At 72.5% G+C, this 12,555-nt stretch carries 11 protein-coding genes and 1 riboswitch; of the genes, 2 read left to right on the top strand and 9 right to left on the bottom strand.

The window, feature by feature from the left end; translation table 11 throughout:
• Positions 1-1,077 carry a bifunctional diaminohydroxyphosphoribosylaminopyrimidine deaminase/5-amino-6-(5-phosphoribosylamino)uracil reductase RibD gene (gene ribD / locus AB0I88_RS13690; protein WP_361022582.1) on the bottom strand — a complete coding sequence of 359 codons (1,077 nt, stop codon included), beginning with the start codon at positions 1,075-1,077 and terminating at the stop codon, positions 1-3.
• Positions 1,078-1,208: 131 nt separating this feature from the next.
• Positions 1,209-1,382, bottom strand: a riboswitch (FMN riboswitch).
• Between the two features lie 126 nt (positions 1,383-1,508).
• On the opposite strand from ribD, the gene AB0I88_RS13685 reads away from it, so the two are divergent.
• Together AB0I88_RS13685 and AB0I88_RS13680 are read left to right on the top strand one after the other, a co-directional pair.
• Positions 1,509-2,102, top strand: coding sequence for a TetR/AcrR family transcriptional regulator (locus tag AB0I88_RS13685; RefSeq protein WP_361022579.1), 594 nt, complete (start codon positions 1,509-1,511; stop codon positions 2,100-2,102).
• Between the two features lie 122 nt (positions 2,103-2,224).
• A complete protein-coding gene (locus AB0I88_RS13680; RefSeq protein ID WP_361022704.1) occupies positions 2,225-2,827 on the top strand; it encodes a lysophospholipid acyltransferase family protein in 603 nt (200 codons plus the stop codon).
• A gap of 4 nt (positions 2,828-2,831) precedes the next feature.
• Here AB0I88_RS13680 and AB0I88_RS13675 read toward each other — a convergent pair whose 3' ends face one another.
• From AB0I88_RS13675 to metK, 8 genes are all read right to left on the bottom strand, one after another.
• Positions 2,832-3,767 carry a response regulator gene (locus AB0I88_RS13675; protein WP_361022701.1) on the bottom strand — a complete coding sequence of 312 codons (936 nt, stop codon included), beginning with the start codon at positions 3,765-3,767 and terminating at the stop codon, positions 2,832-2,834.
• Between the two features lie 65 nt (positions 3,768-3,832).
• Positions 3,833-4,510 carry a ribulose-phosphate 3-epimerase gene (gene rpe, locus AB0I88_RS13670; RefSeq protein WP_361022576.1) on the bottom strand — a complete coding sequence of 226 codons (678 nt, stop codon included), beginning with the start codon at positions 4,508-4,510 and terminating at the stop codon, positions 3,833-3,835.
• A 150-nt stretch (positions 4,511-4,660) separates the two neighbouring features.
• Positions 4,661-6,130, bottom strand: coding sequence for a transcription antitermination factor NusB (locus AB0I88_RS13665; RefSeq protein ID WP_361022573.1), 1,470 nt, complete (start codon positions 6,128-6,130; stop codon positions 4,661-4,663).
• Between the two features lie 55 nt (positions 6,131-6,185).
• The gene (gene fmt, locus AB0I88_RS13660) at positions 6,186-7,112 is read right to left on the bottom strand and encodes a methionyl-tRNA formyltransferase (RefSeq protein WP_361022570.1); all 927 of its coding nucleotides are present in this window, start codon (positions 7,110-7,112) and stop codon (positions 6,186-6,188) included.
• A 4-nt stretch (positions 7,113-7,116) separates the two neighbouring features.
• Complete coding sequence (gene def / locus AB0I88_RS13655) at positions 7,117-7,689, bottom strand: peptide deformylase (RefSeq protein ID WP_361022567.1); 573 nt, start codon at positions 7,687-7,689, stop codon at positions 7,117-7,119.
• A 139-nt stretch (positions 7,690-7,828) separates the two neighbouring features.
• Positions 7,829-10,285 carry a primosomal protein N' gene (locus AB0I88_RS13650; RefSeq protein ID WP_361022564.1) on the bottom strand — a complete coding sequence of 819 codons (2,457 nt, stop codon included), beginning with the start codon at positions 10,283-10,285 and terminating at the stop codon, positions 7,829-7,831.
• A 362-nt stretch (positions 10,286-10,647) separates the two neighbouring features.
• Positions 10,648-11,211, bottom strand: coding sequence for a hypothetical protein (locus AB0I88_RS13645; protein WP_361022561.1), 564 nt, complete (start codon positions 11,209-11,211; stop codon positions 10,648-10,650).
• A 126-nt stretch (positions 11,212-11,337) separates the two neighbouring features.
• Entirely contained in the window at positions 11,338-12,528 is a 1,191-nt protein-coding gene (gene metK, locus AB0I88_RS13640; protein ID WP_361022558.1) for a methionine adenosyltransferase, read from the bottom strand.
• Positions 12,529-12,555 lie beyond the last annotated feature (27 nt).

Here is a 12,555-nt window from a genome sequence, read left to right as displayed (position 1 = left end):
CTATGGGCGCTGATCCGGGTGGTCGGAGGGTTTCGGCCGCGGGGTCGCGGTGAAACGCAGATCGCCACCGATCCGCGTGATGTCGGTGAGGTCCAGTTCGATGGCGTCGGCGATGGTGCCGATCCCGGCGCCGACCAGGGCCGCGCGGCCCGCGCCGAGCACTTTCGGCGCGATGTAGCCGATGACCCGGTCGATGAGCCCGGCACCCAGGAATGCCCCGGCGAGCGTGGGGCCGCCCTCCAGCAGCACGTTCCGCACGCCTCGCGCGAACAGCCCGGTGAGCAGCGCGCTCAGATCCACCCGCCCGTCCGGCCCGGCGCCCACGCCGGCCGCCGTGACGATCCAGGTGGGTGCGGCCGCGTCACGGACGCGGGCATTCTCGGGGGTACGCCCGGACGAGTCCACGACCACCCGCAACGGCTGCTTGATCGCCAGCGTGCCGTCACGCAGGTCCCGGACGGTGAGCTGCGGATCGTCGGCCAGCACCGTGCCGACACCGGCGACGATCGCGTCCACGGTGCCGCGCAGCACGTGCACGTCGGCCCGGGACTCGGCCGAGGAGATCCACTGGCTGGTGCCGTCCGCCGCGGCCGACCGCCCGTCCAGCGTCGCCGCGTACTTCCACGTCACGTAGGGACGGCCCCGGCGCACCGCGGTCAGCCAGGCGACGTTGCCGGCCTCTGCCTCGGCCCGCCGCAGCCCGGTGACCACCTCGATGCCGGCCGCCCGCAGCGTCGCCGCCCCGCCCGCCGCCACCGGCGTCGGGTCGTCCACCGCGATGACCACCCGGGTCACGCCGGCGCTGATCAGCGCCTCCGAACACGGCCCGGTGCGCCCGGTGTGGTTGCACGGCTCCAGCGTCACCACACAGGTGCCGCCCCGGGCCAGTTCCCCGGCCTGCGCCAGCGCCACGATCTCCGCGTGCGGGCCCCCGGCATACGCGTGGAAGCCCTCGCCCACCACGTCGCCCTCCGGGCCGAGCAGCAGGCAGCCGACCACCGGGTTCGGGCTGGTCGTGCCGAGGCCCCGGGCGGCCAGCGCGACAGCGCGGCGCATCGCCTCGTCCTCGGTCACCATCTCCGGGTCCTCTCACGCGGAACGGGCACGCGCTGAGGAGAGCTGGGAGCAAACGCCAAGAATCGGACAACCAGGGTACGCTGCGCGCACCCTGTCCGGAACGCGCCGAAAGGGCACGACCGTCCGATTCCGCGCGCTGTCTCCCATCCGGACTGTCTGATCAGCTTTCGCCGATCAACCGTCGGCCCTGGAGTCTCACCAGGTCCACCGGGTGCCGTGGTGCGGGCAACCGGGTCGCGGGCTTACCGACACGAGAGTGTCGGATCACCGCCGGTTCGGAATTTCACCGAGTCCCGCCAGCGCGTGGTGGGTCACCCCTGAGTCTTGCACGGCGTGGAGATTTTGCCACCCACCCCGCGACCTACCTCACATCCCGATCAGAGGACCAACGGCCGTAGACAGTGTCTACGGCCTCTCGGTAGACACTGTCTATGGACTTGGACCAGGGACTCCGCGCCCGCCTCGTACAGGCCGGCGTCGAGCTACTGCAAACCGAGGGCCACACCGCGCTGTCACTGCGGGAGATCGCCCGCCGGGCCGGCGTCTCACACGGCGCGCCCCGCCGCTACTTTCCCACCCACCTCTCGCTGCTGTCGGCCATCGCCCGGGCAGGCCTCGCCGACCTCGCCGACGAGATCGACGCCGCCCTCGCCGCCGCCCCACCCGCACCCCGGGCGCGGATCGCGGCACTCGCCCAGGCGTACATCGGCTTCGCCTCCACCCGGCGCGGCATGTTCGAGCTGATGTTCCGGCACGACCTGCTGCAAAGCGGCTACCTCGGGCTGCGCGAAGCCAGCCTGCCGCTGTTCCGCCTGCTCACCGGCCTGGTCGCGGAAGCCCGGCCGGGCGCCTCCCAACCGGCCGAGATCACCGCCGGCGTGCTCTGGGCGGCCGTGCACGGCATGGCCGAACTGCGCAACTGGGGCAGCCTCCAACTCGCCACCGGCGCCTCCGACCCCGCCCCGTTCCTCGACGCCATCCTCAGCGCCCACCTGGGCCCCGACTCGGGAGAGAACCCCACATGACCGACCGCACCGAACTGCACCCTGCCACCACCGACGACGAACCGCACAGCCGGCCGCCGGAAGAGAGACACCACAGGACTTCCACGCCGCCGCTGTACGCGCTGACCGTCGGCGCGCTCCGCATGGTGCTCCGGCGGCCCACCGTCACCGGACTCGAACACCTGCCCCTCGACACCGGCGCCATCCTCTGCTCCAACCACCTGTCCGTCGGCGACCCGATGTTCCTCAGCATCAGCTCCCCACGGCACATCACGTTCTGGGCCAAGGCCGAGTACTTCAACACCCCCGGCTGGCGCGGCGCGCTCACTCGGCGCTGGATCAGAGGCGTGGGCGCCATCCCGGTCGACCGATCCGGAGGCCGGGCCGCGCTGGCCGCCTTCTCCGCCGCCGTACCGATCCTGCGCGCCGGCGGACTCGTCACCGTCTTCCCGGAAGGCACCCGCTCGCCCGACGGCCGCCTCTACCGGGGCCGCACCGGCGCCGTCCGGCTCGCCGTCCAGGCAGGCGTGCCCATCATCCCGGTCGGCGTCACCGGCACCGACCGGATCCGCCCGCCCGGCACCCGGATTCCCCGGCCCGTCCCGATCACCGTCAACTTCGGGCCCGCCCTCTCGGCTGACGGCCACGGATCAACCACCGCGGAGTTCCGCGCCCGCACCGATGAGCTGATCCACCGCATCCAGGCGCTGACCGGTCAGGAGTACGTGCCCTCCTACGCCCGCTGACCGGCTACTCCGAGTCGCTGCGCCGGCGGTCGATCGCCACATACGACCCCGGCTGGGACTTGGCCACCTTCTTCATCTCCGAGGCGACCGCGATCACCACCCGCGGGTCGGTGAACTGACGCCCGTCGGTGGTCGCCTGCGCCACCCCGATGGAGAGCGTGACAAGCGCCGCCTTCTGCTTGTTGCCCCGCCGGTCCGGCACCTCGATATAGCCGCGCTGCGCGTCCTGCGGCTCGTACAGCCGGTCGGCGGCGGCCTCGAAATCGGTGACCGTCCGCTGGGTCAGCGGCAGCACCTGATCCGGGTGGCAGATGAAGACGAAGTCGTCACCGCCGATGTGCCCCAGGAATATCGACGGCTTGCCGGTCTGCGAACTCGCCCGCTGGAGACTCCGGGCCAGCGAGATGATGAAATCGTCGCCGCGGTCGAACCCGTACACGTCATTGACGCTCTTGAACCGGTCGATGTCGATGTAGCCGACCGAATAGTCGCCGCCGGCACGCATCCGCTCGCCGATCTCCCGGCGCACCCGCGCGTTGCCGGGCAGACCGGTCAGCGGCGACACCTCGCGGGCGTCCTTGTGACGCCGCAGCGTGGTCGACACCCGGGCGATCAGCTCGGAAGTGTCGAACGGCTTCACCAGGTAGTCGTCGGCGCCCGTGGTCAGCCCGAAGACCTTGTCCACGGTCATGCTCTTGGCAGTCAGCATGATCACCGGAAGGGCGGAGGTGAGCGGCTCGGCGCGCATGTGCTGGATCAACTCGACGCCGTCCATCCGCGGCATCATCCAGTCGACCACCGCCAGCGACGGCCGGTGCGACTCCAGCAACTCCAGCGCCTCCCGGCCGTCCCGGGCCCGGATCACCTCGAAACCGTGCACCTTGAGATTGAACTCGACGAAACTGGCGATGTCCTGGTCGTCGTCGACGACCAGAACCAGGTCGGGGCCGTCGTCCGGGTCGAGCTCCGGATCGGGGCCCTCGGGAAGGCGCGGCTCAGCCGTGCTCACGCCGGTCCCATCCGGTCGGCGGCCAGACCACGCAGCTTCCGGATCGCCTCGGCCGGGTCGGCCGCGCCGTACACCGCGGTGCCGGCCACGAACGCGTCCGCGCCGGCCTCGGCGGCCTGCTCGATGGTGTCCGCCGCGATGCCGCCGTCCACCTCGATCCTGATCTCCAGATCGTTGACCTCGGCCCGGCGGCGCACGTCACGCACCTTGTCCAGCATCTCCGGCATGAACGCCTGCCCACCGAAACCCGCCTTGATCGTCATGATCAGGACGGTGTCCAGGTACGGCAGCAACTCCAGATACGGCTCCACGGGGGTGTCCCGGTCGATCGCCAGACCGGCCTTGGCCCCGGCCGCGCGCAGCGTCCGCGCAAGCGCCACCGGGTCGTCGCACGCCTCGGCGTGGAAGGTCACGTTGTAGGCGCCGGCCTCCGCGTAACCCGGTGCCCAGCGCTGCGGGTCGGTGATCATCAGGTGCACGTCGAACGGGATGCTCGTCGCCTTGCGCAGGCTCTGCACCACCGGCAGCCCGATCGTGAGGTTGGGCACGAAGTGGTTGTCCATGACGTCCACGTGCACCCAGTCGGCCGCTCCCTCGATGGCGTGCACCTCCTGCGCGAGGCGGGAGAAGTCGGAAGCGAGGATGCTCGGCGCGATGATGGGCGATCGTTCCACGGCACGAAGTCTATGGCCTGCGCCCGCGAACGGCTGCGGGCTGGGGGTGCCCGGTCCGGCCCGCAGCCCGGCCCGCACAGCCCGGTCGCCGCGTCCTCGTGAGCCGATCCGTGGGCCGGCCCGAACGGCCCGGCCCACGGAACACGGATCTCAGCCGGTGCGGCGGAGGACCGCCAGGAACATGGCGTCCGTGCCGTGCCGGTGCGGCCACAGCTGCACGGTCGGGCCCGGGCCCAGCCCCGGCATCCCCGGCGGCAGCAGCGGACGGGCGTCCACGAAGTCGACCTCGACGCCGCTGCGCCGGGCCCCCTCGCTCACCGTCACCTGGGTCTCCACCATGTGCGGGGAACACGTCACATAGGCCACCACACCGCCCGGACGGACCGCCCGCAACGCCGCCACCAGCAGCTCCCGCTGCAGCTTGGTGAGCGTCGGCAGATCGGCCGGCTGACGGCGCCAGCGCGACTCCGGGCGCCGGCGCAGCGAGCCCAGCCCGGTGCACGGCGCGTCCACCAGCACCCGGTCGAACGACTCCTCCGGCAGGTCGGGATCCCGGCCCACCGACCGGCCGTCGACCGGCAGCACCGTCACCGGCATGCCCTCGGTCGCGATGTCCACCAGACGGGCCCGGTGCTCGGCCACCTCCACGGCCGTCACCTCGGCGCCCCGGCCCGCGGCGATCGCCCCGATCAGGCCGGTCTTGCCGCCCGGGCCGGCACACAGGTCGAGCCAGCGGGTGTCCCGGCCCTCCACCGGCGCGGCCAGCAGCGCGGCCGCCACCAGCTGCGACCCCTCGTCCTGGACGTGCGCGCGACCATCACGGATGGCGGCCAGATCGCGCGGCGCGCCGCCGTTCAGATAGACCGCGTACGGCGAGAAGGCGCCCGGCACCCCGTCCACCTCGTCGGCCAGGTCCACCGCGTCGACCCGCCCCGGACGGGCGCACAGGTGCACGGCCGGCGGCTGGTTGTCCTCGATCAGCAGCCGGGCGGTCTCCTCCAGATCGCCACCGAGCGCCTCCGCGAACGACCGGATGATCCACTGCGGGTGGTGGTGCATGACCGCCAGGTTGCCGACCGGATCCTCCTCGTACGACGGGGCGACCCGTTCCAGCCAGCTCTCCAGCGGGGTCTCGGCGACCGTGCGCATCACCGCGTTCGCGAACCCGCTCGCGCCCGGCGCCACCGAACGGACCAGGTCCACCGTCTGGTTGACCGCGGCGTGCGGCGGCACCCGGGTGTAGAGCAGCTGGTAGACGCCGAGGCGCAGCGCGTCCCGGGCCGGCGGATCGATCCGGGACACCTCCCGCTCGGCGGCCAGCGCGATGATCAGATCCAGGGTGCCGAGGGCGCGCAGGGTGCCGTAGGTCAGCTCGGTCGCGAACGCCGCGTCCCGCCCGTGCAGGCCCATGCCGTTCAGGATGTCGGCGAGGACCAGGTTCGCGTACGCGTCGTCGCGGTGCACCGCGGCCACCGCCTCATACGCCGCCTGCCTGGCCGGATCCGCCGGGGGGCGGCCGGCTCGCGGGGCCCGGCCGCTGCGGCCGTCCCGCGGATGGCCCGGGCCGCTCGGCCGGCTCGGCCGTCCGCCGTGCGGGCGGGACGCCCTGTGCTCCGTCACGCTGTTTCCCTTTCGGCGTGTTCTCCGTGCCCTTGCCTCACTGCGGTGCGGTCGCTCAAGCCAGTCTCTCTCCTGCTTCGATCCGCATGCCGCGCGCCCAGTCGGTCGCCGACATCGGTTTTTTCCCGGCCGCCCGCACCTCGCCGAGCTGCACGGGCGTGGTCGCGGTGCCGGCCAGCACCTGCTTGCGCTCCACCAGCAGCTCACCCGGCCGCAGTGCCGGCGCGTTCGCCACCGGGCGCACCGGGCCCAGCTTGAGCCGCTCGCCGCGCAGCGTCGTCCAGGCGCCCGGCGCCGGCGTGCACGCCCGGATCCGGCGGTCGACCGCGAACCCCGGATCGTCCCACCGGACCCGGGCGTCGTCGACGGTCAGTTTCGGGGCGAACGACACGCCGTCGTGCGGCTGCGGATGCGCCCGGGCGGTGCCCGCCTCGATCGCGTCGAGCACCGCGACCAGCAGCCCGGCGCCCTCCACCGCGAGCCGCTCCAACAGCGCCCCGGAGGTGTCGTTGAACCGGATCTGGTCGGTCAGGGTGCCGTAGACCGGGCCGGTGTCCAGCCCCGCCTCCAACTCGAAGACGCTGGCCCCGGTCACCTCATCGCCGTGCAGGACGGCATGTTGCACGGGCGCCGCGCCACGCCAGGCGGGCAGCAGCGAGAAGTGCAGGTTCACCCAGCCGTGCTTGGGGATCTCCAGAGCGGTGGGCGGGACGAGAGCCCCGTACGCCACCACGGGTACACAATCCGGCGCCAAGCGGCGCAGCCGCTCCTGAAACTCCGGGTCCCGCGGCTTCTCCGGGGTGAGCACCTCGATGCCGCGCTCGTCGGCCCACGCCCCGGCGGGCGAACGGACCAGGCGGCGGCCCCGGCCGGCCGGAGCGTCCGGGCGGGTCACCACGGCGAGGAGCTCGTGCCCGGAGGCGGCGATCGCGTCCAGGCTCGGAACGGCAACGGCCGGGGTGCCGGCGAAGATCAGGCGCATCCGCTCACCTGCCCGGACTGAACAGGCCGGATCCGAAGACGCTCCCGCGGTGCGGGCTGTCCTTGATCGTCGGAGGCTTGGCGGCGTCATACCACTCGGCGGAGCGGATCTGCTTCATCGCCTCCTTGCGGGCGGCGCTGTCCAGCCGGTCCAGGAAGAGCACGCCGTCCAGGTGGTCGGTCTCGTGCTGCACGCAACGGGCCATCAGACCGGTGCCGACCAGCTGGATCGGATCGCCGAACTCGTTGAAGCCGTTGGCCACCACGTTCTGCCGGCGCTTGGTGTCGATGTAGATGCCCGGAATGGACAGGCAGCCCTCCGGGCCGTCCTGCTCCTCCTCGTCGGGGAAGGAGAGCACCGGGTTGATGATGTGCCCGACCACGTCGTCGACGTCGAAGCTGAACACGCGCAGACCGACACCGAGCTGCGGGGCGGCCAGACCGGCACCGCCCTCGTCCCGCATGGTCTCGATCAGGTCCTTCACCAGATTGCGCAGTTCCTTGTCGAAGTCGACGACGGCATCGGCCGGCGTGCGCAGCACCGGATCACCGAAAAGACGGATGGGCTGGACGGTCACGCGCTGAGACTCCTGACTCTGGTGGGCAGCACACGCCCAGTCTACGGAGTGACGCGCGCGACGCTGCGGGTGACAGCACGCCGCGCGGCGGCCTCCCCTCGCGCCGTCTCCCGTCCCGCGGCGGCGTGGCGGTGCGGGCTCAGAAAAGATCGGCCGGATCCACCTGGATGCGAACCGGCAGGGCGGCCTTGCGGGCGCTGCGCACGGCGGCCGCCTCGTGCAGGGCGTGCGCCAGGTCGGCGGCTTTCGAACGGGACACCCGCAGCAGCATCCGTTCCTGGCCGTCGGAGGCCGGGACCGGTCCCAGGATCTCCGTCTCCTCCGGCAGCCGGGCCAGCGACAGCAATTCGGCCACGGCCGCGGCCTGGCCGGTCACGCTGGCCATCCGGGCGGCCGGCGGGAATCCCAGCTCGCGGCGCTCGGCGAGTTCCCGGGCCGCGAACCAGCCGGGATCCCAGCGCAGCAACGCCTGCACCGGGGCGAGCGCACCGTCCGCCACGACGACGACCCGACCGCCCTCCGGCGCCGGCCGGGCCAGCGCTGCCGCGTTCAGCCAGCGGCGCATCGTCTCCTCCGCGGCACGCAGGTCGGCCCGGCTGAGCAGTGCCCAAGTGTCCAGCAGCAGCACCGCGCCGAAGCCGCCTTCGGCCACCGGCTCGGCCCCTGGGGTGGCCACCACGAGGGCCGCTTCGGCGGGAACGGTGTCCAGCACGTCGTCACGCCCGGAAGTGCGCACCGGCACACCCGCGAACGCCCGGCCCAGCTCCTCAGCGGTCCGCCGGGCGCCGATCACCGAAGCCCGCAGCCGCTGCTCACCGCACGCCGGGCAACTGAACGCCGCGGAAGCCCGCCCACACCAGTGACAGATCGGAACGTCCCGCGCGCCCTGCAACCCGAGCGGTCCCGAGCAGTGCGGGCATCGGGCCGGGGTCCGGCACTCGGCACACGCCACCGACGGCAGGTAGCCGCGGCGGGGCACCTGCACCAGCACCGGCGTGCCCGCCTGCAACGCCTGCCGGGCCGCCTGCCAGGCCAGACTCGGCAGCCGGGCGCTCACCGCCCCCGGGTCGCGGGCCAACTGCGGGTCGTCACCGGTCGGCGAGATGATCGGCGAGCGGCGCCGCAGCGTCATACGCTCGGCGACGATCTCCCGCGCCCATCCGGTCTCCAGCAACAACTGCCCTTCCCCGGTACGCGCGAAGCCCGCCACCAGCACCGCACAGTCCGCCAGCCGTGCCCGGGTGAGCAGCACGTCCCGCGCGTGCGGGTAGGGCGCCCGCGGCTCGGCGTGCAGATCGTCCCCGTCGTCCCAGATCACCACGAGCCCCAGGTCCGGCACCGGCGCCCACATGGCGGCCCGGGTCCCCACCACCACCGGCACGCGGCCCCGGGCGGCCGCGAGGAACCGCCGGTACCGCTCGGCCGGCCCCAGAGCCGCGTTCAGCGCGACGTGCCGCCCCGGCCCGAGCACCGCGAGCAGCGCCCGGTCGACCCGCTCGAGATCACGCGCGTCGGCGACGACGATCACCACACCGCGCCCGCCCCGCACGGCTGCCCCGGCCGCCTCCGCGATGCGAGCCGCCCAGTCCTCCCCCGGCAGCGCCGACCAGACGGCCCGCGCGGCCCGCCTGTCCCGCAGCGCCCGCAGATAGGCCGGCCCGGCCGGATACGAATCCCACCCGCCCGCCGCGGGTTCCCGGATCCCGTCCCACCGCTCCGCCGCGGTCGCCGAGGGGTTCAGCCCGGAAGCCGCGGCCACGGACGGCACCGTCTCCGGCCCGGCCGGAACGGACGCGGAACCACCCGAATCAGAAGACTCCACCTCCGGCCCGGCCACCCCGGCCGGCACGAACCCGGAACCACCCGAATCAGAAGACTCCGCCTCCGACCCGGCCATCCCAGCCGGAACGAACCCGGAACCACCCGAATCAGAAGACTCCGGCTCCGACCCGGCCATCCCAGCCGGAACGGACGCGGAGCGACCCGAATCGGAAGACTCCGCCGACGGCTCCGCCGTCTCGACTCCCGCGGGCGCAGGTGGTGGCACCGACAATCCGGCCGCCACGACCGCAGGTGGTGGTGCCGACGATCCCGCCACGACCGCAGGTGGTGGCGCCGAAGATCCCGCCGCCGCGGCCATGGGCGGCGGGAGTGGCGCCGAGGGCGGCTCGGAGGCGGTGGCCTGGTCAAGGGCTGTGCCGGCGGCCGTGGATCGGGACTCCACGCGGGCGTGGCGTGGCGGGACCGCGAGCCGGAGCACGTCGGCCAGGTTGCCCGCGTAGCGGTCGGCGACCGCGCGGGCCAGCCGGGCGATCTCCGGGTCGAGGACCCGCTCGGGAGAGACCACCTTCTCCAGGTAGGACAGCTTGCCACCGTGCTCCGAGGACTCGGCCCGGGCCAGCAGGAAGCCGCTCACCAACTGCCCGGCGAAGCGGACCTTGACCCGGACGCCGGGCTGCGCCGCCTCGTCGTCGGCCGCGGAGACCAGGTAGTCGAACGGGCGGTCGAGATGCGCCAGCGACACATCGACGCACACCCGCGCGACCGGAAGCCGCTCAGCCGGCTCCCGCTCCGCGCGCACACCCTTGGTCCCCATCGCCGAACATTCTGCCCGGACCGTCTGACACTTCTCGACGTCGCGAACGATCCTGTGGATGACAGCCCGCCGGTGAACGGCAGGTAGGGCGCAATGGGGTGTGTCCGGTCGCAGCTGTCGATGCGCTGTGGTCGATCGTGTTCGGCTGGCCGTGAGGGATGCCCCGAAACGTTCGAAACAGCCCACGACCAGCCGAACCCAGCTGGCGCAGGGCGCTGGCTCAGCGGTGCTGAGCCAGCGCCAACGACTGGCCGGACAGGACCGGCCAACCTCTCAAGCCCGGCGGGCGCGGCACGGCCGGGACGGCACGCCGTGCTCGCGGGGGTACCACGGCGCCTATCCCAGGCGTACGGGAAATGGGGTCAATGGGTGAGGCATGTGACGGTCTGCTCGCGGAGGTCGATCTCGACGATGTCGGGGAATCGCAGGTCGGCCCAGAACCGGGCCGGGTCGGTGGCCAGTTCGTAACGGCTCGCCATCCACACCGTCGGGGCGAGGCCGTGCGTGCCGATGACGAGTGTCCGGTTCTGTGCGGCGGCTTCGGCCGCGTGCCGGACCACGGCGGAGTCGAACCGCTCGATCACCTGATCGCGGGGTTCCCAGCCGTCGGGGCAGTCGCCACGGGCGTAGGCCAGCGCGGCCGCATGGTAGCCCTCGTCGGTGAACCAGACGTGCGGCCGGTGGACCTCGGCGAGCCCGGCGTCGCTGGCCACCCGCTGTGCCCCGGCGATCTCCTGCATGGTCTGCGCGGCTTTCGGCTCGGTGCTGGCCACGTAGTAGGCGGGATGGCAGACGTGCAGCCGCATGAGGCGGGCCGCGACCCGGCTCTCCTGCGCGAGTTGCCACTGCTCGGCCGGGATGTCGGGGTCGACCGCCGGCATGGCGTGGCGGACGACGATCATCCGTTCACCCTGGACAGGCGTCATCACCGGAGCGTAGCGGCCGGAACCACCCATGAGACTCATGCGAACGAACACGCAGATCCGGCCCCGGCGGATCAACGCAAACGGCCGGCGCCCCGAAAAGGGCACCGGCCGCATGGCGCAAACGGATCAGGACGCGGCGTTCTTCAGGTCCTGAGCGCGGTCGGTGCTCTCCCACTTCAGGTCCGGCAGCTCCCGGCCGAAGTGGCCGTACGCGGCGGTCTGCTGGTAGATCGGGCGCAGCAGGTCGAGGTCCCGGATGATCGCGGCCGGGCGCAGGTCGAAGACCTCCTTGATGGCCTTCTCGATCCGCTCGACCGGCACGTTCTCGGTGCCGAAGGTCTCGACGAACAGGCTCACCGGGTGGGCCTTGCCGATCGCGTAGGCGACCTGGACCTCGCAGCGCTCGGCCAGGCCGGCCGCCACCACGTTCTTGGCGACCCAGCGGGTGGCGTACGCCGCGGACCGGTCGACCTTGGACGGGTCCTTGCCGGAGAACGCGCCGCCACCGTGGCGGGCGTAGCCGCCGTAGGTGTCGACGATGATCTTGCGACCGGTGAGGCCGGCGTCACCCATCGGGCCGCCGATCTCGAAGCGGCCGGTCGGGTTGACCAGCAGCCGGTAGCCCTCGGTGTCGAGGCCGAGGCCCTCCAGCTCGGGGGCGATGACGTGCTCGCGGACATCCGGCGTGAGCAGCGACTCGAGCGAGATGTCGGCAGCGTGCTGCGACGAGACGACGACCGTGTCGAGGCGGACGGGACGGAACCCGTCGTACTCGATGGTGACCTGGGTCTTGCCGTCCGGGCGCAGGTAGGGGATGGTGCCGTCCTTGCGGGCGGCGGAGAGCCGGCGGGCCAGGCGGTGGGCCAGGGCGATCGGCAGCGGCATCAGCTCGGGGGTCTCCGAGCAGGCGAAACCGAACATCATGCCCTGGTCGCCGGCGCCCTGCGAGTCCAGGATGTGGTCGGAGTCGCCCTCGCGCAGCTCGATGGCGCTGTCGACGCCCTGCGCGATGTCCGGCGACTGCGAGCCGATCGACACGCTCACGCCACAGGAGGCGCCGTCGAAGCCCTTCTTCGACGAGTCGTAACCGATGCCCAGGATGGTGTCGCGCACGATCTTGGGGATGTCGGCGTAGGCCTGGGTGGTGACCTCACCCGCCACATGCACCTGGCCGGTGGTGATCAGGGTCTCCACCGCGACACGGCTACGCGGGTCCTGCGCGAGCAGGGCGTCGAGAATCCCGTCGCTGATCTGGTCAGCGATCTTGTCCGGGTGGCCTTCCGTGACCGACTCGGAGGTGAACAGGCGGCGTGCCACGGTGCTCCTCAGATTTGTCGAGTAAAA

Origin of the sequence: Actinoplanes sp. NPDC049802 (genome assembly GCF_040656595.1) — a bacterium.
Lineage (GTDB): Bacteria > Actinomycetota > Actinomycetes > Mycobacteriales > Micromonosporaceae > Actinoplanes.
This window is presented reverse-complemented; position numbering and strand designations above follow the sequence as displayed.

What these genes read in the sequence shown, in the direction of transcription:
- AB0I88_RS13645 (WP_361022561.1), bottom strand. Translation starts at nt 11,211, where the DNA reads ATGACGCCTGTCCAGGGTGAACGGATGATCGTCGTCCGCCACGCCATG.
- AB0I88_RS13685 (WP_361022579.1), top strand. Translation starts at nt 1,509, where the DNA reads ATGGACTTGGACCAGGGACTCCGCGCCCGCCTCGTACAGGCCGGCGTC.
- AB0I88_RS13680 (WP_361022704.1), top strand. Translation starts at nt 2,225, where the DNA reads ATGGTGCTCCGGCGGCCCACCGTCACCGGACTCGAACACCTGCCCCTC.
- AB0I88_RS13650 (WP_361022564.1), bottom strand. Translation starts at nt 10,285, where the DNA reads ATGGGGACCAAGGGTGTGCGCGCGGAGCGGGAGCCGGCTGAGCGGCTT.
- fmt (WP_361022570.1), bottom strand. Translation starts at nt 7,112, where the DNA reads ATGCGCCTGATCTTCGCCGGCACCCCGGCCGTTGCCGTTCCGAGCCTG.
- ribD (WP_361022582.1), bottom strand. Translation starts at nt 1,077, where the DNA reads ATGGTGACCGAGGACGAGGCGATGCGCCGCGCTGTCGCGCTGGCCGCC.